This window comes from Bradyrhizobium sp. BLXBL-01, assembly GCF_051853025.1.
Classification (GTDB): Bacteria; Pseudomonadota; Alphaproteobacteria; order Rhizobiales; family Xanthobacteraceae; genus Bradyrhizobium.
In genome coordinates, this window is record NZ_CP182471.1 from 6,101,916 (window position 1) to 6,122,012 (window position 20,097).

At 64.8% G+C, this 20,097-nt stretch carries 21 protein-coding genes; 7 read left to right on the forward strand and 14 right to left on the reverse strand.

The window, feature by feature from the left end; all coding sequences use genetic code 11:
- Window positions 1-227: 227 nt before the first annotated feature.
- From rpe to ACNJYA_RS28415, 8 genes are all read right to left on the reverse strand, one after another.
- Window positions 228-965, reverse strand: coding sequence for a ribulose-phosphate 3-epimerase (gene rpe, locus ACNJYA_RS28380; RefSeq protein WP_439401067.1), 738 nt, complete (start codon window positions 963-965; stop codon window positions 228-230).
- Complete coding sequence (gene cbbX, locus ACNJYA_RS28385) at window positions 962-1,897, reverse strand: CbbX protein (RefSeq protein WP_172787302.1); 936 nt, start codon at window positions 1,895-1,897, stop codon at window positions 962-964. Before cbbX ends, rpe begins: the two co-directional genes overlap by 4 nt.
- Before the next feature lie 97 nt (window positions 1,898-1,994).
- A complete protein-coding gene (locus tag ACNJYA_RS28390; RefSeq protein ID WP_439401068.1) occupies window positions 1,995-2,402 on the reverse strand; it encodes a ribulose bisphosphate carboxylase small subunit in 408 nt (135 codons plus the stop codon).
- A gap of 12 nt (window positions 2,403-2,414) precedes the next feature.
- Window positions 2,415-3,875, reverse strand: coding sequence for a form I ribulose bisphosphate carboxylase large subunit (locus tag ACNJYA_RS28395; protein ID WP_439401069.1), 1,461 nt, complete (start codon window positions 3,873-3,875; stop codon window positions 2,415-2,417).
- 38 nt (window positions 3,876-3,913) lie between these two features.
- A complete protein-coding gene (gene fba / locus ACNJYA_RS28400) occupies window positions 3,914-4,996 on the reverse strand; it encodes a class II fructose-bisphosphate aldolase (RefSeq protein WP_172787299.1) in 1,083 nt (360 codons plus the stop codon).
- 12 nt (window positions 4,997-5,008) lie between these two features.
- Window positions 5,009-7,027, reverse strand: coding sequence for a transketolase (tkt, locus tag ACNJYA_RS28405; protein ID WP_439401070.1), 2,019 nt, complete (start codon window positions 7,025-7,027; stop codon window positions 5,009-5,011).
- A 16-nt stretch (window positions 7,028-7,043) separates the two neighbouring features.
- Window positions 7,044-7,919, reverse strand: a complete 876-nt coding sequence (locus ACNJYA_RS28410) for a phosphoribulokinase (RefSeq protein WP_035716173.1) — start codon at window positions 7,917-7,919, stop codon at window positions 7,044-7,046.
- Window positions 7,920-7,932: 13 nt separating this feature from the next.
- Window positions 7,933-8,970: a class 1 fructose-bisphosphatase gene (locus ACNJYA_RS28415; protein ID WP_172787297.1), complete on the reverse strand. Its 1,038-nt coding sequence runs from the start codon at window positions 8,968-8,970 to the stop codon at window positions 7,933-7,935.
- Between the two features lie 119 nt (window positions 8,971-9,089).
- Here ACNJYA_RS28415 and ACNJYA_RS28420 point away from each other — a divergent pair, with 119 nt between their 5' ends.
- Entirely contained in the window at window positions 9,090-10,067 is a 978-nt protein-coding gene (locus ACNJYA_RS28420; protein ID WP_172787296.1) for a LysR family transcriptional regulator, read from the forward strand.
- A gap of 241 nt (window positions 10,068-10,308) precedes the next feature.
- On the opposite strand, the gene ACNJYA_RS28425 is transcribed toward ACNJYA_RS28420, so the two are convergent.
- The 5 genes from ACNJYA_RS28425 to ACNJYA_RS28445 form a co-directional block, all read right to left on the reverse strand.
- Window positions 10,309-10,506: a hypothetical protein gene (locus ACNJYA_RS28425; protein ID WP_172787295.1), complete on the reverse strand. Its 198-nt coding sequence runs from the start codon at window positions 10,504-10,506 to the stop codon at window positions 10,309-10,311.
- 132 nt (window positions 10,507-10,638) lie between these two features.
- Window positions 10,639-11,055, reverse strand: a complete 417-nt coding sequence (locus ACNJYA_RS28430) for a DUF4118 domain-containing protein (RefSeq protein WP_260382643.1) — start codon at window positions 11,053-11,055, stop codon at window positions 10,639-10,641.
- Between the two features lie 136 nt (window positions 11,056-11,191).
- The gene (locus ACNJYA_RS28435; protein ID WP_439401071.1) at window positions 11,192-12,385 is read right to left on the reverse strand and encodes an MFS transporter; all 1,194 of its coding nucleotides are present in this window, start codon (window positions 12,383-12,385) and stop codon (window positions 11,192-11,194) included.
- A gap of 56 nt (window positions 12,386-12,441) precedes the next feature.
- Window positions 12,442-13,062, reverse strand: a complete 621-nt coding sequence (locus tag ACNJYA_RS28440) for a TetR/AcrR family transcriptional regulator (protein ID WP_439403481.1) — start codon at window positions 13,060-13,062, stop codon at window positions 12,442-12,444.
- Between the two features lie 528 nt (window positions 13,063-13,590).
- A complete protein-coding gene (locus tag ACNJYA_RS28445; protein ID WP_439401072.1) occupies window positions 13,591-14,532 on the reverse strand; it encodes an N-carbamoyl-D-amino-acid hydrolase in 942 nt (313 codons plus the stop codon).
- A gap of 279 nt (window positions 14,533-14,811) precedes the next feature.
- Between ACNJYA_RS28445 and ACNJYA_RS28450 the strand changes: the two genes are divergently transcribed.
- The 3 genes from ACNJYA_RS28450 to ACNJYA_RS28460 all read left to right on the forward strand — a co-directional run bounded on the left by ACNJYA_RS28450 (window position 14,812) and on the right by ACNJYA_RS28460 (window position 16,036).
- Window positions 14,812-15,036, forward strand: coding sequence for a hypothetical protein (locus ACNJYA_RS28450; protein ID WP_018648745.1), 225 nt, complete (start codon window positions 14,812-14,814; stop codon window positions 15,034-15,036).
- A 219-nt stretch (window positions 15,037-15,255) separates the two neighbouring features.
- Window positions 15,256-15,582, forward strand: coding sequence for a hypothetical protein (locus tag ACNJYA_RS28455; RefSeq protein ID WP_439363980.1), 327 nt, complete (start codon window positions 15,256-15,258; stop codon window positions 15,580-15,582).
- A gap of 157 nt (window positions 15,583-15,739) precedes the next feature.
- On the forward strand, window positions 15,740-16,036 hold the full coding sequence (locus ACNJYA_RS28460; RefSeq protein WP_172787290.1) for a hypothetical protein: 297 nt from the start codon (window positions 15,740-15,742) through the stop codon (window positions 16,034-16,036).
- A 186-nt stretch (window positions 16,037-16,222) separates the two neighbouring features.
- Here ACNJYA_RS28460 and ACNJYA_RS28465 read toward each other — a convergent pair whose 3' ends face one another.
- Window positions 16,223-17,134: a LysR family transcriptional regulator gene (locus ACNJYA_RS28465; protein WP_172787289.1), complete on the reverse strand. Its 912-nt coding sequence runs from the start codon at window positions 17,132-17,134 to the stop codon at window positions 16,223-16,225.
- A 71-nt stretch (window positions 17,135-17,205) separates the two neighbouring features.
- Here ACNJYA_RS28465 and ACNJYA_RS28470 point away from each other — a divergent pair, with 71 nt between their 5' ends.
- The 3 genes from ACNJYA_RS28470 to ACNJYA_RS28480 are packed head-to-tail and all read left to right on the forward strand — an operon-like array spanning window position 17,206 to window position 19,939.
- A complete protein-coding gene (locus ACNJYA_RS28470) occupies window positions 17,206-17,835 on the forward strand; it encodes an HAD-IA family hydrolase (protein ID WP_439401073.1) in 630 nt (209 codons plus the stop codon).
- 20 nt (window positions 17,836-17,855) lie between these two features.
- Window positions 17,856-18,806: a tripartite tricarboxylate transporter substrate-binding protein gene (locus ACNJYA_RS28475; protein WP_439403482.1), complete on the forward strand. Its 951-nt coding sequence runs from the start codon at window positions 17,856-17,858 to the stop codon at window positions 18,804-18,806.
- A gap of 2 nt (window positions 18,807-18,808) precedes the next feature.
- A complete protein-coding gene (locus ACNJYA_RS28480; protein WP_439401074.1) occupies window positions 18,809-19,939 on the forward strand; it encodes a DSD1 family PLP-dependent enzyme in 1,131 nt (376 codons plus the stop codon).
- Window positions 19,940-20,097 lie beyond the last annotated feature (158 nt).

Consider the following 20,097-nt stretch of genomic DNA (forward strand, 5'->3'; position numbering starts at 1 on the left):
CGTACAGGCCTCATGCCTGCCAATTTGCTGGATCCGCATCCCCGCGCTCTCTCGCGTTCCTGGACCGCAGACTGCGACGCACAGCATTGCCCGGGCGTTAATCGAAGCTTCGCGTCAAACCCGTTGGTTACCCCGGCCTGAAAGACTTGCCCGCTAACTTCGTCGAAAGTGCCACGGCTTGGGACAACCGGCACGCCGGATCTTCCGATGCGTGAACCTCCCGTAGTCTACCGGATACGGCCTCCATCGCTTACGCGCTTCGGCTGTACGGAACTATGTTGCAGTTTCGGAACCCGTCCCGCCTCCGCAGCGATCCGAATGGCGGCGATGTTGGCGGCGTAATCGGCGCTGCCCTTGCCGCGGAACACCGCGGAACCCGCCACCAGCGTATCGACACCGGCGGTGGCAACCGCTGCAGCATTGTCGCGCGTGATGCCGCCATCGACCTCGAGCCGGGTCGGCCGGTCGCCGATCATGCTGCGAATGCGCCGGATCTTGTCGAGCTGGGATTCGAGGAAGGCCTGGCCGCCGAAGCCCGGATTGACCGTCATCACCAGCACGAGGTCGAGACGATCGAGCACATATTCGATCGTGCTCTCCGGTGTCGAAGGACACAGGCTGACGCCGGCTTTCTTGCCGAGCGCCCGGATCGCCTGGAGCGAACGGTCGAGATGCGGACCCGCTTCGGCGTGAACAGTGATGACGTCAGCGCCCGCCTTTGCGAACGCTTCGAGATAGGGATCGACCGGTGCGATCATGAGGTGCACGTCGAAGACCTTCTTCGTCAGCGGCCGGATCGCCTTGATGACGTCAGCACCAAAGCTGATGTTGGGGACGAAATGACCGTCCATGACATCGCAATGGATCCAGTCGGCGCCGGCCGCGTCGATCGCCGCGATCTCCTCACCGAGACGCGCGAAGTTTGCGGCCAGGATCGAGGGAGCAATAAGGATCTCGCTGGTCATGCCTTCACGCTCCTTTCCGCGACCGGACCGCCGCTGAAGACGCGGCTTGCAAGGACATCCGCCGGGTCGATGGTTTCGAGGTCGGCGACATCGAGCATGCGATCGAGATCGGACACCAGCCGATCGGCTTGCCGCAGGCGGATGCGGTCGACGGCGTTGCGGATCGAGCGCGCATTGGAGAAGAACGGCTGCGTCCGGCGCAGCGCGATGTATGTCTCGAACGCCTCGCGCGCCGCGGCCGAGAAGCGATAGCCGCGCTCCTTCAGCATCAGCTCGGCAATGACGAGCAGCTCGGCCTCCGCATAGTCAGGGAATTCGATGTGGTGGGCGATGCGCGAGCGGAAGCCGGGATTGGAGGCGAAGAAGCTGGTCATCCGCTCGCCATAGCCGGCGAGGATCACGACGAGGTCCTCGCGCTGGTTCTCCATGACCTGGAGCAGGATCTCGATCGATTCCTGGCCGTAGTCGCGCTCGTTGTCGGGACGATGCAGGTAATAGGCCTCGTCGATAAACAGCACGCCGCCCATCGCCTTCTTCAGGATCTCCTTGGTCTTCGGCGCGGTGTGGCCGATATACTGGCCGACGAGATCGTCGCGCGTCACAGAGATCACTTGCCCGCGCCGCACGAAGCCGAGCCCGTGCAGGATCTTGGCCATGCGCAGCGCCACGGTGGTCTTGCCGGTGCCGGGATTGCCCGTGAACGACATGTGCAGCGTCGGCGGCGCCGAGGCCAGCCCCGCACGCTGCCGGATGCGCTCGATCAGCAGCAGCGAGGCGATCTGGCGCACGCGGTTCTTGACCGGCTTGAGCCCGATCAGCTCCTGATCGAGCTGCTGCAGCGTCTCGGTGATTCCGGCCGCTTCAGCCTCCTTGCGGAGATCAAAATGAGTCTCGCTGTGTTCGGTCGTGGTTGCGTGGGGGACATCGAGCATGGCTACCCTCGAAGAAAAGAGCTTCGCCGCGGGAGGCGGCGAAGCAGTGGTCCGCCAGGATACGAAGCAGGGAGAGCTTCGCGCGGAAGCGGATGACCTAAGCTGGTGCAGGCGCGGCCGGCTTTCGAACCGTGGTGTAGCGGATCGCGCGGCCGCCGACCTCCTGCCGCACCAGCTCGAACTCCGTCTCTTGCTTCGGCCGGTTGACGAGGAAGGAGATCCGCACCGATTCCCAGCCGTGGCCGGAATCGAAGCCGCTGATGCGGATGTAGCGGTCGCTATAGACCCTGCGGCACTCGGCGAGCTCCATCATCACGCCGGCGGCGTCCTGGAGATCGAACATCGGCAGGCCCCACATCTCCCAATAGGTGTTGCGGGGATGCGGATCGTCGGTGAACTCGATGTTCACCGCCCAGCCATTGGCGAGACAGTACTGCACCTGGCTGGTGATCTGCTCATCGGTCAGATCCGGCAGGTACGAAAAGCAGCCCTGGGTCAGTTTCATGTCGAATCCTCCTCAAACGGTTTCCAGCGCCGTCGGCACGAAGTCCGGCGTGTCGGTGGATTGATAGTTGAAGGTGACGTCCTTCCAGACATCGAGCGCGGCCTTCAGCGGCGTGCAGGTCTGGGCCGCCCTGGCCAGGATCTCCGGGCCCTCGTGGACATAGTCGCGGCCCTCATTGCGGGCGAGGATCATCGCTTCCAGCGCCACGCGATTGGCGGTCGCGCCGGCCGCAATGCCCATGGGATGGCCGATGGTGCCGCCGCCGAATTGCAGCACGACGTCCTCGCCGAGCAGGTCGAGCAGCTGGTGCATCTGGCCGGCATGGATGCCGCCGGAAGCGACCGGCATCATCTTGTTGAGGCTCGCCCAGTGCTGGTCGAAGAACAGGCCGTGCTCGAGCTTGGTCGGATTGAAATCCTCGCGGCAGACATCGTAATAGCCGCGCGTGGTGTTGGGATCGCCTTCGAGCTTGCCGACCACGGTGCCGGCATGGATGTGGTCGACACCGGCGAGCCGCATCCATTTGGCGATGACGCGGAACGACACGCCATGGCTCTTCTGCCGCGTATAGGTCGAATGACCGGCGCGATGCAGATGCAGGATCATGTCGTTGCGGCGCGCCCACTTCGCCATCGACTGGATCGCGGTGTAGCCGATCACGAGGTCGATCATGACGATGACCGAGCCGAGCTCCTTGGCGAATTCCGCGCGCTCGTACATGTCCTCCATCGTCCCCGCGGTGACGTTGAGATACGTCCCCTTCACCTCGCCGGAAGCTGCCTGCGCGCGGTTCACCGCCTCCATGCAGTAAAGGAAGCGGTCGCGCCAGTGCATGAAGGGTTGTGAGTTGATGTTCTCGTCGTCCTTGGTGAAGTCGAGCCCGCCCTTCAGCGCCTCATAGACCACGCGGCCGTAGTTGCGGCCAGAGAGCCCGAGCTTCGGTTTCACCGTTGCGCCCAGCAGCGGCCGGCCGAACTTGTCGAGCCGCTCGCGCTCGACCACGATGCCGGTCGCCGGTCCCTGGAACGTCTTCACATAGGCGACCGGAAAGCGCATGTCCTCGAGGCGCAGCGCCTTCAGCGGCTTGAAGCCGAACACGTTGCCGATGATGGAGGCCGACAGGTTCGCGATCGAGCCCGGCTCGAACAGGTCGAGATCGTAGGCGATATAGGCGAAATACGAGCCCGGCGTGCCCGGCACCGGATCGACTCGGTAGCATTTCGCGCGATATTTCTCGGCCGCGGTCAGGCGATCGGTCCACACCACTGTCCAGGTCGCGGTCGAGGATTCGCCGGCCACCGCAGCCGAGGCCTCGATCGGATCGACGCCCTCCTGCGGCGTGACACGGAACAGCGCGATGACGTCGGTGTCCTTTGGCGTGTAGTCGGGCTCCCAATAGCCCATGCGCTTGTACTCCATCACGCCGGAGCGATAGCGCTCTTTGCCGCGGACCGTGCCTGCATGTGCGTTCATGTCTCTCTCCTGCTCTTTTCACTCTTCTTGCTGATTGGTTAAGCGGCAACAGGCTCGCGGGTGATGCGCGGGTCCAATTCGCCCGCCCGATAGCGCCGCGCCATCTCGCTCATCGGGACCACCTTGATCCTGCTGGCATGGCCCGCGGTGCCGAACTGCTCGAACCGCTCGCGGCAAAGCTCGCGCATCGCGTCCATCGCCGGCTTCAGGAACTTGCGCGGATCGAATTCGGAGCGCGTTTCCGCGGCCACTTTCCGGAACACGGCGGTCATCGCGAGACGGCAGTCGGTGTCGATATTGACCTTGCGCACGCCGCTTCGGATCCCGCGAACGATCTCCTCCACCGGCACGCCCCAGGTCTGCGGCATCTCGCCACCGAACTGGTTGAACATGTCCTGCAGCGGCTGCGGCACCGAGGAGGAGCCATGCATGACCAGATGCGTATTCGGCAGCCGGCGGTGAATCTCCTCGACCACCCGCATCGCCAGGATGTCACCATCAGGCTTGCGACTGAACTTGTAGGCGCCGTGCGAGGTGCCCATCGCAATCGCCAGCGCATCGACCTTCGTCGCGCGGACAAAGTCGACGGCCTGGTCCGGATCGGTCAAGAGCTGGTCGTGGCTGACCTTGCCCTCGACGCCGTGGCCATCCTCCTGCTCGCCGCCGCCGTGCTCGAGCGAGCCGAGCACGCCGAGCTCGCCTTCGACGGAAGCGCCAACCCAATGGGCGAGATCGACGACGCGGCGCGTGATCGCGACGTTGTAGTCATAGTCAGCCGCCGTCTTGGCGTCGGCCTTGAGTGAGCCGTCCATCATGACCGAGGTGAAGCCATGCGCGATGGCCGAGGCGCAGGTCGCTTCGTCATTGCCGTGGTCCTGGTGCATGCAGAGCGGGATGTCGGGATAGGTCCGCTCCAGCGCGTCGATCATGTGCGAGAGCATGAGATCGCCGGCATAGCTGCGCGCGCCGCGCGAGGCCTGGATGATGACGGGCGCATCGACCGCGGCCGCCGCCTGCATGATCGCAATGCCCTGCTCCATGTTGTTGATGTTGAACGCCGGCACGGCGTAGCCGTGGCTGGCAGCGTGATCGAGCAATTGGCGAAGGGTGATACGGGCCACGGGTCGTCCTCCTTATTGGCTCTTGCGGGCGATCGCCCGGCGGGCCGCTTCCGCAATGCTTTGCGGCGTGATGCCGAATTCGCGGTACAGGACCGGCGCCGGCGCCGAGGCGCCGAAGCCCCGCATGCCGACGAATTCGCCGTCAGCGCCGATCCAGCGATGCCAGTCGCCGGCGACAGCGGCCTCGATACCGACACGCGGCGCGGTGCCGAGCACGGCGGCGCGGTAGTCCTCCGGCTGTTCCTCGAACAGTGCGAAGCACGGTGCCGAGACCACAGCCGCACGAATATGTTCGGTCGCGAGCAGGCGCGCGGCTTCCAGCGCGATGGAAACTTCCGAACCGGTTGCGATCAACGTCACGTCGCGGCCGCCATCCGGCGAGACGACGAGATAGGCACCGTTCGCGACGCGGTTTCTGCCGCGGGCGTCGCTGCGGAAGGTCGGCAAGGCCTGCCGCGACAGGCACAGCACTGAGGGGCGATGCTCCGCCGCGAGGGCGCAATCCCAGGCCTCCAGCGTTTCCACGGCATCGGCGGGGCGGAACACCAGCAGATTGGGGATCACGCGCAGTGCCGCGAGATGCTCGACCGGCTGATGCGTCGGGCCATCCTCGCCGAGACCGATGGAGTCGTGCGTCATCACATGGATGACGCGCAGCCGCATCAGGGCGGCAAGTCGGATCGCCGGCCGGCTGTAGTCGGAGAACGCGAGGAACGTGCCGCCATAGGGGATGAAGCCGCCATGCAGCGCGAGGCCGTTCATCGCGGCGGCCATGCCGTGCTCGCGGATGCCATAGTGGATGTAGTCGCCGGCGAACGCACCGCTCCTGACCGCAGCTTGCGCCTTGGCGTGCGTCAGGTTCGAATGGGTGAGGTCTGCCGAGCCGCCGATCAGGCCGGCTATCGTTCCAGCAATCCCGTCGAGCACCTGCTGCGAGGCCTGCCGCGTTGCGAGCTTCGGCCGCTCGCTGGCAAAGCGCTCGCGCAATTTCGCCGCGGCCAGCGCATACGCCGCCGGCAGCGCGACGGCCTTGCCTTCGATGAACAGGTCACGCTGCTCCGGCGTGGCGTTTTCGTAGCGATCAAGCCAGGCGAGACGGTCGACCTGCCCGCGCTGCCCGATCATCCGCCACGCCTTGAGCACCGGGATCGGCACCACGAAGGGCTGATAGTCCCAACCCAGAGTCCGGCGCGCCGCTGCCGTCTGCTCGGTGCCGAGCGGCGCGCCGTGCGCCTTCTCGGTGCCCTGCCGATCAGGCGCGCCATAGCCGATGATGGTGCGGCAGGCGATCAGCGACGGTTTTGCGGTCCCCCGCTCCTCCGCAATCGCCTGCGCCACCGCTTCGGGATCATGCCCGTCGACGCGGCGCACCGACCAGCCGGAGGCGGCGAAGCGCGCGAGCTGGTCGTCCGACGTCGCCAGCGAGGTCGGCCCGTCGATGGAGATGCCGTTGTCGTCGAACAGCACGATCAGCCGACCGAGCCCGAGATGGCCGGCAAGCGAGATCGCCTCCTGGCTGATGCCCTCCATCAGGCAGCCGTCGCCCGCGATGACATAGGTGAAGTGATCGACGAGGCCATCGCCATGCCGCGCATTCGCCATGCGCTCGGCAAGCGCCATGCCGACCGCGGTCGCAATGCCCTGGCCCAGCGGTCCGGTCGTGGTCTCGACACCAGGCGTGTGGCCATACTCGGGATGGCCCGGCGTCTTCGAGCCCCATTGGCGGAAGGCCTTGATGTCGTCGAGGCTGACATCGCCGCCGGTGAGATGCAGCAGCGCATAGAGCAGCATCGAGCCGTGCCCCGCCGACAGCACGAAGCGGTCGCGGTCCGGCCAGTTGGGGTGCGCGGAGTCGAATTTCAGGAAACGCGAGAACAGCACGGTTGCGACGTCGGCCATGCCCATGGGCAGCCCGGGATGGCCGGACTGCGCTGCCTCGATGGCGTCGACCGCAAGGAAGCGGACGGCATTGGCGAGATCGTTGTGCGTGACCGCATTGAGGTCGGCTTCGGCGTGGACGGAGATGTTCATCGGAGTCTCTCCCTGTTCACTTCAGGCTGCGCTTGCGCTCGATCAGCTGCATGATCAGCGGCGTCAGGATCAGCTGCATCGCGAGGTCGAGCTTGGCGCCGGGGCACACGATTGAATTGGCGCGGGACATCCAGCTCTGCGGCAGCATCGAGAGCAGATAGGGGAAGTCGATACCGCGCGGGTTCTTGAAGCGGATCACCACCATCGATTCGTCCGGCGTCGGGATCCAGCGCGCGATGAACGGATTGGAGGTATCGACCGTCGGCACCCGCTGGAAGTTGATGTCGGTCTCGGTGAATTGCGGACAGATGTAGTGGATGTAGTCAGGCATCCGCCGCAAAATCGTGTCGGTGACGGCCTCGGTCGAATAGCCCCGCGCGCTGCGGTCGCGGTGCAGCTTCTGGATCCATTCGAGATTGATGACGGGCACGACGCCGATCTTAAGGTCGGCATAGCGCGCGACGTTGACCTTGTCGGTGACCACGGCGCCGTGCAGGCCTTCGTAGAACAACAGGTCGGAGTTCTCCGGCAGCTGCTTCCAGTCGGTGAAGGTGCCTGGTGCCGCGCCATGCAGCGCCGATTCTTCGGCGTCGTGGACGTAGTGCCGCGTCACCGCGGTTCCGGTCTCGCCATAGTCGCGGAAGGCGCGCTCAAGCTCCTCGAACAAATTGGTCTCGGGGCTGAAATGGCTGAAGTGCTTGTTGCCGCGCTCGGCCTCCTTCGCCATCTGCGCACGCATCTCGGCGCGGTCGTAGCGATGGAAGGCGTCGCCCTCGATGTAGGCGGCATTGACCTTCTCGCGGAAGAAGATCTGCTCGAAGGTCTTCTTGACCGAGGTGGTGCCGGCGCCGGAGGAGCCGGTGATCGAGATGATCGGATGTTTCCTGGACATGGCGTGACCTCGCTCAGAGCCGGAAGAATCCGCGCCGCGCGAACAGCGGCGCCGAGACGCTGGCGACCAGCAGCGGATCGCAATGCAGCTCCTCGACGCGCCGCACCTCGTTGCTCGAGCCCATGATCAGCGGCACGCGCTGGTGCAGGCTCTGCGCCGACAGATCGAGGATGCGCTCGCGCCCGGTCGAGGCCGAGCCGCCGGCCTGCTCGATGATCATGGCCATCGGATGCGCCTCGTAGGTCAGGCGCAGACGGCCGTCGCCGTAGCCGGGACGCGCATCGGAGGGATAGAGGAACACGCCGCCGCGGGTGAGGATGCGATAGGCCTCCGCGACCAGCGAGCCGATCCAGCGCATGTTGAAATCGTGGTTGGCGGGCCCGTCGACGCCGGCGAGGCATTCGTCGATGAAGGCGCGCACCGGCGGATCCCAGTGCCGGCGGTTCGAGGCGTTGATCGCGAACTCCTCGCAGGCTTCGACGATCTGCACGGCGCTGCGCGCGAGGCGGAAGCAGCCCGCCTTGCGATCGAGCGTGAAGATGTCGACGCCGTCGCCGAGCGTCAGCACCAGCGAGGTCTGCGGGCCGTAGGTGACGAAGCCCGCCGCGAGCTGCGCCGAGCCGCGCTGATGGAAGGCCAGTGAGAGATCATCGGGGGCCGGCAGGATCGAGAAGATCGTGCCGACGGTCATGTTGATGTCGATGTTGGAGGAGCCATCGAGCGGATCGATCGCGATGCAGATGCGCCCCTGACGATCGACGATCTGGGCCTCGCGCATCTCCTCCGACGCCAGCGCGGCGATCGGCAGCCGGCCGAGGCAACGGCGCAGGATCGCGTCCGCCTGGACGTCGAGGTCGCGTTGGAGATCGCCGTCGCTGTTGCGCCCGGTGGTGAGGCCCGAGGCGTCGGCGAGATCGCCGCTGGCGATGAGACCGGCAATCTCGATCGCCGCCGCCGCGATGGCGTCGACGGCGCCGGCCACCGCGAGCGCGTGAGGTGCGGTCTCGGAATACCGTTGAAGGTGGTCGTCCAGCCTGAGTTGCCCGGTCATCTGCGTCCATCCCCTGGGCCGGTGCCGCATCCGTTCCCTCCACTCTGGAGGTCGGTGCGGTCAGTCCCGTCATCAGGAGATTGACAGCGGCGGCTTAATAAGGAAAATTTCTATTCATAATGAGCCTCAAAGAATTTTCTTATAATGGTCCCGGCCATGCGGCGGCCCAGCTCCGGCATTTGACGATCCGGCAGCTGCGCTCGCTCGCGGCGTTGTCGGCCAAGGGCAGCGTGACGGCGGCGTCCGGCCATCTCGGGCTGACCCAGCCGGCCGTGACCCAGCAGCTGCGGCAGCTTCAGGACCTCGCCGGCCTGCCGCTGGTGCAGCGGACCGGCGACGGCATGCTGCTGACCGAGGCGGGCAAGGAAGTGCTGGCGCTGGCCGAACGAGTCGAGGCCGCGATCACGGATTGCCAGGGCGCGCTCGACCTGCTCGCGGGGCGGACCGGCGGCACGGTGCATCTCGGTGCGGTCTCGACGGCCAAGTATTTCGTGCCGCATGCGATCGCGGCGTTCTCCAAGCGCTACCCCAAGATCGAGATCAAGCTCACCATCGGCAATCGCGAGGAGATCCGCGAGGCGATGCACGGCTACGACCTCGACTTCGCGGTGATGGGTCGGCCGCCGGCCGACGTCACCGTCGACGTCCGCCAGCTCGGGCGCAACCCGCACGTCATCGTCGCGCGCAAGGGGCATTGGCTGGAGAAGGATTCCGGCCTCAGCCTGACCGACCTCGTGCACGAGACCTTCCTCACCCGCGAGCCCGGCTCGGGCACGCGGACGCTGATGGAGGGCATGTTCCAGAAGTCCGATCTCGAGCCGATCATCGGCATGGAGATGAGCAGCAACGAGACCATCAAGCAGGCGGTGATCGCCGGGCTCGGCATCGCCTTCATCTCGGCCCACACCGTGGCGCATGAGCTCGCCGAGGGCCGGCTGGTCGTGCTCGACGTCGCAGGCCTGCCGATCGTCCGGCAATGGTACGTGATCCGCCGCAGCGACAAGGTGCTGCTGCCGCCGGCGCAGGCGATGTTCGATTTTCTCGGCTCGGAAGGCTCGAATTATCTGCCCGACGTGCCCGAACTCGGCGGGCGGTAGCCGGCCGGCGCTCAGCTCAACAGCTTCATGGCAAGGGTCGCCGCCAGCACCACGATGATCTGGAGCAGGCGCTCCGTCGTGAAGATGCGGTTGAACGTGGTCATCTTTTGCCCCGGCCGTCGTGAAGTAGATTCGATCGGCCCGTTGCTAGCACAGAAGGGCGCGGAGACAACTCCGTAATCGCCCCGTGAGGGATCTTGCCTGCGGCGCGCCGGTTCACGGCCGCGCAGGTTGTTAACGATCAGGCCGCGAGCGGGACGGCATGGTCCGAGCGCGAGGCGAAATAGGCTTCCAGCTCCGACAGCGCCCGCGCTTCCCACTCCCTCGCCTGCTCCAGCAGCGACCAGCTCTGGCCTGGGCGGAATGCTGCGGTCTGGCGATAGAGCGATGCGATGCCGCGGTAGCGGCGCACGTTCTCCAAGATGGCGTGACCGTTCATGTCCGAAAACTCCCTCGTCATTCCCGCGGGAGAAACTGCGGCCAAATCTTTTTCGAAAAGTTAGCGGCGCGCGGCAAGTCCGCGGATGGTTGCCGGACTGTTGCGCAGCCGCAACGCGCGCGGCGCGATCTATTACGGATTCGTTGCCGCGCTCTCGCCCGAGGGCTTCAGCCCACCGCTTCTGACGATCGTCATCGTGGCGCGGCAGAGATCGGCAAGGCCGATCAGGAGGACTGCGAGAAGACAGAACAGGTTGATGGAATCGGCATTCGCGCTGGTCAGTGCGTTGAACTCGAAAAAGGGCGGGATGAACGCCCACCACACCAGCGGCACCGTGAGCAGCGCGGCCAACGCCGCCGCCGGTGCGCCCGTCATCAGCGCAAGCACGAACAGGCCGGGCAGGAATGCTGCGAAATAGAACTTTGCGCCGAGCACGACGCAGATACCCTGAAGCACGGCCGACATCGCGACGACGGCCAATCCGAGCAGAAACGCCTGCCACGACCATGGCCGTACCCGCGGTACGCCAAACAGCCCCGCACGCTTCATCAGCCTCCCCCTGCCGCCCGTTAACCAGGTGCGTTTGCGACGAAAGTACTACAACCGCAACCCATCCGCGAGATGGAAATTGCCTCATCGCGCGGTTGGTGAACGGCTCGCATAGCGCCATCCCGGCGACCGGCCGCTACTCGGTCACCGCGTAGAGCAGCCCCGCGACGGGCAAAGCAAGGCCAATGGCCGATGCGAGCATCCAGCCGCCTTGTGCGAACGCCCAGGCTCCGACCGCGGAGCCGGCCGCGCCGGCGGCGAAGAACGTCGCCATGTAGAGACCGTTGAGGCGACTGCGGTGCTCATGGCCGAGCGCGAAGATGGCGCGGAAACCCAGCACTACGTTGCCCTGGACACCGATGTCGATCGCAATCGCGGCGACCACCAGACAGGCGAGGTTCAGCATCGAGCCGGGCGCGCCGATGGCGGTCACGAGGAAGCCGGCGGCCGTGAGCAGCATCGCGACCAGCGTCGCGATACGGCTATGGCCGCGGTCTGCGAGGCGTCCGGCGATCGGTGCGGCGAACACGCCGGCGACGCCGGCCAGCGCGAACAGCGCGATGCCGCGCTGGGAGAAGCCGAACTCGCCGGCGAGCTGGAGCGGCGCCACCGTCCAGAACAGGGTGAAGGCGCCGAACAGGCTCGCCTGGTAGAGCGCGCGGCGCCGCAGCAGGGGCGTGGCCCGCACCAGATCCGGCATCGACAGCAGCAATTGGCCGTAATGCATCCGCGTGACCGGCTTGCGCTTCGGCAGCGTCATCCAGAGCGCGGCCGCGAGCACGATCATCAGCGCGGCGGAGGCGAAGAACACCGCGTGCCACGACGTCAAGGCCGTGACGAAGCTCGACACCGGACGCGCCAGCATGATGCCGAGCATCAGGCCGGTCGAGACGTTGCCGACGACGCGGCCGCGGATGGCTTCGGGCGCCAGATGCGCCGCATAGGGGATGATGATCTGCACCGCGACCGAGCCGAGGCCGATGAACAGCGCCGCGAGCAGGAACGGCAGCGCATGGGTTGCGAACGCCGCGGCGATGAGCGCTGCGGCGCCGAGCATGATCACCGAACAGATCAAGGCGCGGTTTTCGACGAGATCGCCGAGCGGCACGATCAGCAGCAGCCCGGTGCCGTAGCCGATCTGCGTCATGGTCACGATCAGCCCGCTAGCTGCATGCGACAGGCCGAGCGCGGCGCTGATCGGGGCGATCAGCGGCTGCGCATAATAGATGTTGGCGGCGACCATGCCACAGGCCGCGGCAAGCACGAAGGTCAGGCGCTGCGACACCGCATCCGGCCCGGGCGCGGTATCGATCGTGGCATTCATGGTCATTCGCATCGACTCCAGATATTAATAGGGAATGATCATTCCCTATTATGACGATAAATTCAGGCGAGCAGCTTCATGGCGACGGCGACGAGGCGCTCGCCTTCGAGCGGCACGCGGGCCTTGCCGACGACGCGCAGGCCTTGCGTGATGCAGATCATCAGCCGTGCGGTGTCATCGGCCGCGACGTGGCGGGGAATCGAGCCGTCGGCCTGGCCCTCGCGAATGAGGCCGGCGATGAAGCTTTCGTTGCGCTCGAGCTGCGCATTGACGCGGGCGCCGACGACCGGATCGACCGCGGAGAGCTCGACGGCACTGCCGACGACGAGGCAGCCGCGCCGCCCCTCGCTACCCTGGGAATGCTCGACATAGGACAGCAGCAGGTGACGGATGCGCTCGCGGCCGTTCGCGCCGCGCGCCGCCGCGCTGCGGGTCTGCTCCTGGCGCAGCGCCGCGTAGCGCTCGAAGGCGCCGAGGAACACCGCATGCTTGTCGCGAAACGCCTTGTAGATGCTTCCCGTGGCGAGCCGCATCGCCGCGGTGAGCTCGCCGATCGAGGTGGCATGATAGCCGCGCTCGCGAAACACGCGCACGGCGCGGTCGAGCGCGGTGTCCATGTCGAATTCCCGGGGGCGGCCGGGCGGACGTGCGGCAGGCCGGGAGCGGCGGGCGGTCTTTTGCATTGCGGGATAATAGGGAATGAACGTTTCCGAATAAAGACACGTGGTTGTGAAGGGGGACATGATGGTGACGTCATTCTCGCGTCCCGGACAAGCTGCAACGCGTAAGCGTTGCGGCGCAGAGCCGGGACCCAGGGCGACACGGCGTGGTGCGGATAGATGGGCCCCGGCTCTGCAGCGCACCGCACCGGACGATGCTCCGCATCGCTGGGACGCTGCGCTGCGTCCGGGGCACGAGAGCGAAGTAGGGTGCGCACACTCTCCTCCTCGTCATTGCGAGCGCAGCGAAGCAATCCAGACTACCGCCGCGGAGAGACTCTGGATTGCTTCGCTGCGCTCGCAATGACGGAGTGTGGCAGCACCGCAGTTCTGAACGGCTCTCGTAGGATGGGTAGAGCGAAGCGAAACCCGTCACGCATCCTCCTCGCCGAAGCATGATGGGTTTCGCAAATGCTCTACCCATCCTACGCCTCCATGAACCGGGCGAGCGGCCCCGGATTACGCTGACGCTCCATCCGGGCCACGGCAGCATCACCCCTTCACCGGCGTGCCATCCGCCATCGTCGTCACGCCCTTACGCTCGACGATCATGCCGTAGGCCCGCGGCTGGCGATGAACGTCGAAATTGAAGGTGGTGCGCTTGTAGGAGTTGCAGAGATCGAGATCGCAGCGCGCCAGCGCGATCTCGTCGCCCTTGGTGGTGGAGGCCGCGATGATCTCGCCCGAGGGCGCAATGACGCAGCTGCCGCCGATGTGATCGACGCCTTCCTCGTTGCCGGCCTTAGCGACGCCGACCACGAAGGTGCCGTTCTGATAGGCGCCGGCCTGCATCACCAGGTGATTGTGGAACAGCGAGAGATCGTCATGCTCCGGCGCGGGCGGATTGTGCACCGGCGTGTTGTAGCCGATCAGCACCATCTCGACGCCCTGCAGCCCCATGACGCGATAGGTCTCGCTCCAGCGGCGATCGTTGCAGATCGCCATGCCCATCACGCCGCCGAAGGCATCGACCACGCCGAAGCCGCTGCCGGGCTCGAAATAGCGCTTCTCCAGGTGCTGGAATTCGCGCCAGGGCTCGTGCTCGGCATGGCCGGGCAGATGCACCTTGCGATATTTCAGGACGATCGCGCCGCTCTGGTCGACGAGGATGGACGTGTTGTAGTGCCTGACGATCCCGGCCTCGACGGTCAGCTCGGCGTAGCCGAGGCAGAAGCCGATGCCGAGCTCGCGCGCAAGATCGAACAGCGCCTGCGTCTCGGAGCCCGGCATCTCGCGCTCGAAGAAGCTGTCGATCTCGGCCTGGTCCTCGAAGTACCAGCGCGGGAAAAACGTGGTCAGCGCCAGCTCGGGATAGACGATCAGATCGCAGCCGCAAGCCCGTGCCTCGCGCATCAACGCCATCAGCCGCGCCACCACCGCGGTCCTGGTCTCGCTCTTCGCGATCGGTCCGAGCTGGCCGGCTGCGATGGTCATAATCCTCGCCACGCGTCATTCCCCATCTTTTTCGAGTGCACCGGGCCCGAGCCTATCGGGCGGCGCACCGCGCGCACAGGCCGCCTCGGCCCTCCGTGCCGAGGGCACAATCAAATTCCGTGCCTGCGGGTATCATCTTGCGGCGCTGGGTGAGCACCCTGGACGGGAATTTCGTTGCCGATCTGCAACGGTTCCCCACCGTCTGAAGCTGGACAAAACAAACTCCCATTCCGGCCACGAACCGCTCTCACAAGGCCGTGAGACTATCAGGGGAAGACGATGCGTGCACAACGCGTTTGGAAAGTGAATGGGGCCGCCAGCATCGGGCAGCTCCAATCCAGGCTGGACGATCTGAACAAGCGTCTCAGCCAACTCGAAAACCAGAATCCGGAGAATTGGAAGCTGGAAGAGCTGAGATCGAGCGCGCTCAGCCTGTCGCGCGAGATCGACGACATCCGCTGCGCCGAGGCGACGGCGGCCTTGAGCGAGCTGCTGCGGAAATAACCAGGCCTACCGATTCGCGCCGCGCCAGGGGGAACCAAGCGCGGCGGCGGCCATTTCCATGCAAAGCATGGAGCGAGATCATGAGCAGGCACCCGACGCGCGCCTATCTCGCGCGCGGCGTGGCCGGCGCGGTATCCATGCTGGTCCTGTGCGCGGCGGCGTCTTCACCATCGCGCGCCCCGTCGCGTTATGAAGAATTTGGCTTGTGAGGGATTTCGCATGACGTCCGATCCCGAGGAGCAGGTCAGGCTGCAAGGCTACGGCGAGATGACGCTGCGCACGGCCGTCGAGACCTTGATGCTGCTCGCGCCGCGCGAGCGATCCGAGGCCGCAATCTTTCGCGTCCGCGACGGCGTGCGCCTCGCGCAGAGCGAAATCGCCGAGCTCGCATCCAGCTGGGCCATCGAGCCCGCGCCAAACGTGCGATCGCCGAAACTGGTGCCGGAGCAGCACTGGCAAGACGTGGTCCGCGGCATGGTGCGTGACGCCCCGCTGCCGTCGCTGCTGGTGGCCTTCCTGGTGGGTGTGCTGGTCGCGCGCAGATGATGATGCACGCTCGCGATGACGCGCTCACATGAATGGAATCACCGCGTTCCGGGAAACCCGAGGAAACCCTTTGCTCGCGACATCGCGACCGTTCCGCGCGGAACGTCTCGCGGCAGGAGGGATTGGTCCCCCGTTGAACCCGAACATGGAGACAACCATGACACGTACGAAACTCGTGAGCGTCGCCGCAACTCTTGCCGCGATTTTGCCGCTCGCAACTGCAAGCCCCAGCCTCGCTGCGGGACGCGGTCCCGGCTGGTGCACGACACCTAGCGGAGAAGCTGTCGGCGCCGCCGGCCCGGCGATGAGCGGCGGCCAGTTGATGGCCGGCGTCGGCCAATGCCAGCGCATCGGCGGTTGGCACCCCACCAACACCTATGGCTATCAGGGCCCGGGCTACGGATATGACGAGCCCCGCTGGGGCACATCAGCCTACGCACCCTACGAAGACTAGGGGCCCTTCCATCGCAAGATCACAGCGGCGCGGCCAATCACGGCCGCGCCGCTGTCCCGCCACGGCCCGGCTCCGGGTCATGACCCGCTCTCTCGCGCTGATAGCGGACATTGCTGGACGTGTCCCCACGGCAAGGGCCAAATCGCTCGGCCGAACCGTCAGCAAGGCGGCTTCGAGCGCTGCACGTCAAATACTTCGCCAAGGCGGCCTCGGTTGAAAGCGGGTTTTCAGGCTTTCAACAAAATGCGAGACACGGGCTGAGACCCCGCGACGCGTTGGCACCAAAGCCAGAATATCGGCGCCTTCGAATTCATATTCACGAAACAGCCGACGCAGTTCGCCCTTCTTAACCGATGGCGCCACGTCCCATTCGGACCTGAGTGCGATGCCCAACCCTGCAATAGCCCACTCGCGAACAACCTCACCATTGTTGCTGGTGAGTGCCGGAGTTATTCGAAGCGCTTCTGATCGCCGGGATGATGCGTGGCTATTCCTGTAGCGCCAAAGCGTCACGTCCTCTTCGTTTTCGCGAACGGAGAGACATGCATGCTGGGCCAGGTCGCGGGGATGTGACGGCGTTCCGCGTCGTCGAAGATAGCCGGGACTGGCGCACACCCAGCGCGCGTTGCGGGCAAGAAGGTGAGCGATCCACGAGGAATCCCGGACTGTCCCGATATGGATGACGACGTCAGCTTCGACATTGCTGTTCCAGGGGGTTTCGGAAAGATCCAGCGTCGCACGCACCTGTGGGTAGTCGCGAATGAATGCCGCCATGACGGGCGCGACATGAATCCTGCCAAAGCCAAAGGGCGCGACAACCCGTAGGGGGCCGGCAAATGCGCCACCGCTGAGACTGTTCCCCAGATCATCGATACGCGCCAACAGGGACTGGGCTTCATGAACGAGCCGTTCGCCTTCCGGCGTGAAGCGCAGGCCTCGGGAGTTGCGGACGACAAGATTGATTCCGAGAACGGCCTCCAGCTTTTTCAATCGCATGGAAAGCGCCGGCGGCGTGACATCGAGCGCCCTCGCCGCCCCGCTAAGCGAGCCGGTTCGGCTCAGGGCTACCACAAATCGAAAATCCTCAAGCGCAATCATTCAATTTTCCTGAAAGGATGAGATAATCATACTTAAACACAACTGATCACCGAAGTGATAGAAGTTTGACAATGACCATGCCCCGCGCCGTTCTTTTCGATCTTCTCACGGCGCTCCTCGATTCCTGGAGCGTCTGGAATGCCTCCGCCGGATCCGAAGCGTCGGGCCGAGCCTGGAGGGCCGAGTATCTCCGCATGACCTATGGTTGCGGTAGTTATGTTCCGTATGAGGATCTGGTCCGCCAGGCTGCGCGCGCAACTGGTCTCGCTCCGTCGGCGGCAGACGCCCTCGAAGCAAATTGGATGTCCCTCCCGGTCTGGAGCGGCGCGCAGGTTGCGCTAGACCAGTTGGCCGGACGCGCGCGCCTGGCAGTCGTCACCAATTGCTCGACGCGCCTTGGACGAATGGCCGCCGCCCGCCTCCGCACACAATGGGATGTCGTGATCACCGCGGAAGAGGCCGGATTCTATAAGCCCCACACCCGCCCCTATCGTCTTGCGTTGGACATGCTGGGCGTGTCGGCTGCGGACGCAGCGTTTGTCGCAGGCTCCGGCTACGACCTCATCGGCACCTCAGCCGTCGGACTGCGCACCTACTGGCACAATCGCGTGGGCTTGGCTCGTCCGGAGGGCGCACCGGCAGCTGAGAGAGAATCTCCGAACCTCGATGACCTCGTTCCCTGGCTGGAGGACTTTTCATGATATCTCGCACGTTGGCCGCCATGTTCGCAGTCGGATTGAACATCTCTGCGGCAACGGCCCAGGAGTTTCCCGAGAGGCAATTGACGCTGATCGTTCCGTTTCCCGCCGGTGGCCCGAGCGATGCACTTGGCCGGGCGGTGGCTCAAGCCATGGCCGCCCACTTGAAGCAGTCGATCATCGTAGAAAATATTGGCGGCGCCAGCGGCACCATCGGCCTAACCAAATTGCTAAAGGCGCCTGCGGATGGATACTCGCTCGGATTTGGCACCATCGGTACACATGTCGCGAATGTCGCGTTCTACAAACGCCTTCCATACGACCCAATCGCCGACTTCGAGCCTGTGGGCCTCGCTGGGATGGCTTCCACACTTCTTGTCGCGAAGATGGACCTGCCGGCATCCAATCTACATGAGTTCGTCACCTATGCCGGTGCCAACGGCGAGAAACTCACCTATGGCAGCGCTGGCGTCGGATCGATTTCGCACTATGCCTGCGTTCTGCTGCTGTCAAACCTGAAACTGAGCATCACCCATGTTCCATATCGCGGCATTGCCCCAGCGATGAACGACCTCATGGGTGGTCACGTGGACTTCATGTGTGACCAGACCACCACAGCGCTCCCTCAAGTGCTCGGCGGAACGATCAAGGCAATCGCAGCGCTGAGTGATCAGCCCCTGCCGCAGGCGCCTCAAATATCCACTACGGCAGAGGCCGGCTATCCGGGCGTGAAACTCCGCTCCTGGAACGCGATCTTCGTGCGAAGGGGAACGCCCGTTCCGGTGCGTCAGAAATTAAACGACGCCTTGCGCGCAGCACTCGTCGACCCGGATGTCATGCGGCAAATGACAGCGGTGGGTGTCGAACTGCCACGGGGAGCGGATCTCGAGCCCGGTGCCGTCAGCGCACTGATCGCCCAAGGGCTGGAGCACGACGTGCCAGTGCTGCGCGCCAAGGGCGAATATCTGGACTAAGCATGACATCTTTTTCCGACATCGAAACGCCCGCTGCCATCGTCGACGTCGTGCGCATGCAGCGTAATATCGCCCGCATGCAGGACCGGATGAACGCCTTGGACGTCAGTTTCCGTCCCCACGTCAAGACGACCAAATGCTTCGCTGTTGCGGACAGGCAGCGCGCCGCGGGCTCGAACGGCATCACCGTCTCGACCCTGCGCGAAGCCGAGGAGTTTTTTGCTGCGGGCTACGACGACATCCTCTACGCGGTCTGCATCGCGCCGCACCGGCTCAGCCGGACCCAGCGACTGCGTGATCGAGGCTGCCGCCTCAAAATTCTGGTCGACTCGGTCGAGGCTGCGCAAGCCGTCGTCGAGGCGCAGTCCCATCGCGATCCTTTCCACGTCCTGATCGAGGTCGACACTGACGGACACCGCTCGGGTGTAGGCCCCGAGGATGAGCGTCTCATCGAGATCGGCCGCATTCTTCACACCGGCGGCGCCACACTTCGCGGCGTGCTGACTCATGCCGGAAACTCCTATGAGCTCGACGAGCCCGGGGCCCTGGAGCGGTTGGCGGAGCAGGAGCGTGCCTTGAGCGTTCGCGCGGCCGAACGGCTTCGCGCTGCCGGCCTTCCATGCCCGGTCGTGAGCGTCGGATCGACCCCGACAGCGCTGTCCGCCCGCGCCTTGGACGGCGTTACGGAAGTGCGCTGCGGCGTGTACGTGTTCTTCGATCTATTCATGACGAATGTCGGCGTCTGCGCGTTCGACGATATCGCCCTGTCCGTGCTGACGAGCGTGGTCGGCCATCAGTCGGAGAAAGGCTGGATTATCGTCGACGCCGGATGGATGGCGATGAGCCGAGACCGCGGCACTGCTCGTCAGCGCCGTGATTACGGATACGGGATCGCATGCGATTTAGAGGGGCGCCCGCTCAAGGAAGACTTGGTGATGATCGCAGCAAATCAGGAACACGGAATCCTTGCCGTAAGAAACGGTCCTGTCATCTCTCTTGAAAATTGCTTTCCGATTGGCACACGACTTCGAATACTCCCGAATCACGCCTGTGCTACCGGAGCACAATTCTCCGAATATCATGCCGCCACGGAAAACGGCATTGAAAGATGGCGGAGGTTTAATGGCTGGTGACATTGCCTGCCTAGAACCTCACGGAGTGGCGGCCCCAGGTGGGTACGACAGTCATGCGGTGAGAGCCGGCGCTTTTGTCTTTGTTTCCGGACAATTGCCGATCTCCGCCAATGGTGCGAGGCTTGCTGACAAGGACCTTCATCCGGATGAAGAGGCTG

What these genes read in the sequence shown, in the direction of transcription:
- rpe (WP_439401067.1), bottom strand. Translation starts at nt 965, where the DNA reads ATGACCAGCGAGATCCTTATTGCTCCCTCGATCCTGGCCGCAAACTTC.
- cbbX (WP_172787302.1), bottom strand. Translation starts at nt 1,897, where the DNA reads ATGCTCGATGTCCCCCACGCAACCACGACCGAACACAGCGAGACTCAT.
- ACNJYA_RS28390 (WP_439401068.1), bottom strand. Translation starts at nt 2,402, where the DNA reads ATGAAACTGACCCAGGGCTGCTTTTCGTACCTGCCGGATCTGACCGAT.
- ACNJYA_RS28395 (WP_439401069.1), bottom strand. Translation starts at nt 3,875, where the DNA reads ATGAACGCACATGCAGGCACGGTCCGCGGCAAAGAGCGCTATCGCTCC.
- tkt (WP_439401070.1), bottom strand. Translation starts at nt 7,027, where the DNA reads ATGAACATCTCCGTCCACGCCGAAGCCGACCTCAATGCGGTCACGCAC.
- ACNJYA_RS28410 (WP_035716173.1), bottom strand. Translation starts at nt 7,919, where the DNA reads ATGTCCAGGAAACATCCGATCATCTCGATCACCGGCTCCTCCGGCGCC.
- ACNJYA_RS28415 (WP_172787297.1), bottom strand. Translation starts at nt 8,970, where the DNA reads ATGACCGGGCAACTCAGGCTGGACGACCACCTTCAACGGTATTCCGAG.
- ACNJYA_RS28420 (WP_172787296.1), top strand. Translation starts at nt 9,090, where the DNA reads ATGAGCCTCAAAGAATTTTCTTATAATGGTCCCGGCCATGCGGCGGCC.
- ACNJYA_RS28425 (WP_172787295.1), bottom strand. Translation starts at nt 10,506, where the DNA reads ATGAACGGTCACGCCATCTTGGAGAACGTGCGCCGCTACCGCGGCATC.
- ACNJYA_RS28430 (WP_260382643.1), bottom strand. Translation starts at nt 11,055, where the DNA reads ATGAAGCGTGCGGGGCTGTTTGGCGTACCGCGGGTACGGCCATGGTCG.
- ACNJYA_RS28435 (WP_439401071.1), bottom strand. Translation starts at nt 12,385, where the DNA reads ATGACCATGAATGCCACGATCGATACCGCGCCCGGGCCGGATGCGGTG.
- ACNJYA_RS28440 (WP_439403481.1), bottom strand. Translation starts at nt 13,062, where the DNA reads ATGCAAAAGACCGCCCGCCGCTCCCGGCCTGCCGCACGTCCGCCCGGC.
- ACNJYA_RS28445 (WP_439401072.1), bottom strand. Translation starts at nt 14,532, where the DNA reads ATGACCATCGCAGCCGGCCAGCTCGGACCGATCGCGAAGAGCGAGACC.
- ACNJYA_RS28450 (WP_018648745.1), top strand. Translation starts at nt 14,812, where the DNA reads ATGCGTGCACAACGCGTTTGGAAAGTGAATGGGGCCGCCAGCATCGGG.
- ACNJYA_RS28455 (WP_439363980.1), top strand. Translation starts at nt 15,256, where the DNA reads ATGACGTCCGATCCCGAGGAGCAGGTCAGGCTGCAAGGCTACGGCGAG.
- ACNJYA_RS28460 (WP_172787290.1), top strand. Translation starts at nt 15,740, where the DNA reads ATGACACGTACGAAACTCGTGAGCGTCGCCGCAACTCTTGCCGCGATT.
- ACNJYA_RS28465 (WP_172787289.1), bottom strand. Translation starts at nt 17,134, where the DNA reads ATGATTGCGCTTGAGGATTTTCGATTTGTGGTAGCCCTGAGCCGAACC.
- ACNJYA_RS28470 (WP_439401073.1), top strand. Translation starts at nt 17,206, where the DNA reads ATGACCATGCCCCGCGCCGTTCTTTTCGATCTTCTCACGGCGCTCCTC.
- ACNJYA_RS28475 (WP_439403482.1), top strand. Translation starts at nt 17,856, where the DNA reads ATGTTCGCAGTCGGATTGAACATCTCTGCGGCAACGGCCCAGGAGTTT.
- ACNJYA_RS28480 (WP_439401074.1), top strand. Translation starts at nt 18,809, where the DNA reads ATGACATCTTTTTCCGACATCGAAACGCCCGCTGCCATCGTCGACGTC.